This is a genomic window from Methylobacterium sp. WL18, assembly GCF_008040015.1.
Classification (GTDB): domain Bacteria; phylum Pseudomonadota; class Alphaproteobacteria; order Rhizobiales; family Beijerinckiaceae; genus Methylobacterium; species Methylobacterium mesophilicum.
Map to the genome: position 1 here is coordinate 1 of NZ_VRVD01000804.1, position 1,848 is coordinate 1,848.

Below are 1,848 nucleotides of genomic sequence, written 5' to 3' on the forward strand. Positions count from 1 at the left end.
GGCGGCCTCCGCGCCCTCCTCGGCCTCCGGCTCGGGCAGCGCCTCGATCCAGCCGGCCCTCAGGCGGGCGGCCATGATCAGGCCCTCGGCCTCGGTGCGGGACAGCTCGAAGCCGTCGAGATAGCCGGCGTGGCGCACGGCGTCCGGGCCGCGGCCCTCGGTGTAGCCGACGAGGTCGTCGGTGGCGCAGCCGGCCAGGTCCTCGACGGTCTTCACGTCGTTCTCCCCGAGCGCGACCATCATGGGCGTGGTGATGCCCTCGATCTCGCGCAGCTCGTCGGCGACGCCGAGTTCGGTGCGGCGGGTATCGTGCTCCTGCTCGATCCGGGCGAGGTGATCCTGGGCGCGGGCCTGGATCTCGGCGCCGGTCTCGTCGTCGAGCCCCTGGATGCCGGACAGCTCCTGGATGTCGACGTAGGCGATCTCCTCGACGTTGCGGAAGCCTTCGGCCGCCAGCAGCTGGCCGACGGTCTCGTCGACGTCCAGCGCCTCCATGAACACCTGGGTCCGCTCGGCGAACTCCTTCTGGCGCCGCTCGGATTCCTCGGCCTCGGTCAGGATGTCGATGTCCCAGCCGGTGAGCTGGGAGGCGAGCCGCACGTTCTGGCCGCGGCGGCCGATGGCCAGCGACAGCTGGTCGTCCGGCACCACCACCTCGATGCGGTCGGCCTCCTCGTCGAGCACGACCTTCACGACCTCGGCCGGCTGGAGCGCGTTGACGATGAACGTCGCCTCGTCCTCGGACCACGGGATGATGTCGATCTTTTCGCCCTGGAGCTCACCCACGACAGCCTGGACGCGCGAGCCGCGCATGCCCACGCAGGCGCCGACCGGATCGATGCTCCCATCGCGGGAGATCACGGCGATCTTGGCGCGGGAGCCCGGATCGCGGGCCACGGCCTTCACCTCGACGATGCCGTCGTAGATCTCGGGCACTTCCTGGCCGAACAGCTTGGCCATGAACTGCGGGTGCGAGCGCGACAGGAAGATCTGCGGCCCGCGCACTTCCGAGCGCACGTCGAACAGGTAGGAGCGGATCCGGTCGCCCGGCCGGAAGGTCTCGCGGGGGATCATCTCGTCCCGGCGGACGATGCCCTCGCCCCGGCCCAGGTCGACGATGACGTTGCCGTACTCGACCCGCTTGACGATGCCGTTGAGGATCTCGCCGATCCGGTCCTTGTACTCGTCGAACTGGCGGGCGCGCTCGGCGTCGCGCACCTTCTGGACGATGACCTGCTTGGCCGACTGCGCGGCGACGCGGCCGAAATCGAACGGCGGCAGGGTGTCGGAGATCACGTCGCCCACGAGCGCGCCGGGATTGTAGCGGCGGGCCTGGTCCAGGGTGATCTCGCGGGCGTCGTTCTCGACTTGATCGACCACCAGGAGGTGCCGCGACAGGCGCAGCGCCCCGGTCTTGTTGTCGATCTCGGCGTGCACGTCCGTCTCCGCGCCGTAGCGCGAGCGGGCCGCCTTGGCGATCGCCTCCTCCATCGCGTCGATCACGATGGAGCGATCGATCACCTTCTCGCGGGCGACCGCGTCGGCGATCTGGAGGAGTTCGAGCCTGTTGGCGCTGACGACGGCCATCGGTGTCGGTCCTTCTCTTCCGTCAAGTCCTGGTGCCGGGCGCCCGATGGCGGCCGGCCCAAACCTCAATTCACGTCAATGCAGGTCGTCGCGGCCCTTCAGCCGGGACGCCTTGGACACGACCGGCTTCTTGGGACCGGTGCGCGGCGGTTTCTTGTCTTTCGCGGCGTTCGGGGCCGGCTTGCCGCCGACCTTGGCGGCCTTGACGGCCTTGGCCTTCGGACCCTGCGGCCGGGGCGCCGGCCGCAGGGTCCGAAGGCC

At 70.0% G+C, this 1,848-nt stretch carries 1 protein-coding gene and 1 pseudogene; both read right to left on the reverse strand.

The genetic code is table 11. The features are described 5' to 3' along the window. The coding region (gene nusA / locus FV228_RS28490) for a transcription termination factor NusA (RefSeq protein WP_147857551.1) at positions 1-1,587 on the reverse strand (1,587 nt) is incomplete at its 3' end. Positions 1,588-1,662: 75 nt separating this feature from the next. Continuing rightward, positions 1,663-1,848, reverse strand: a pseudogene (locus FV228_RS34520) (hypothetical protein); the annotation flags it as partial.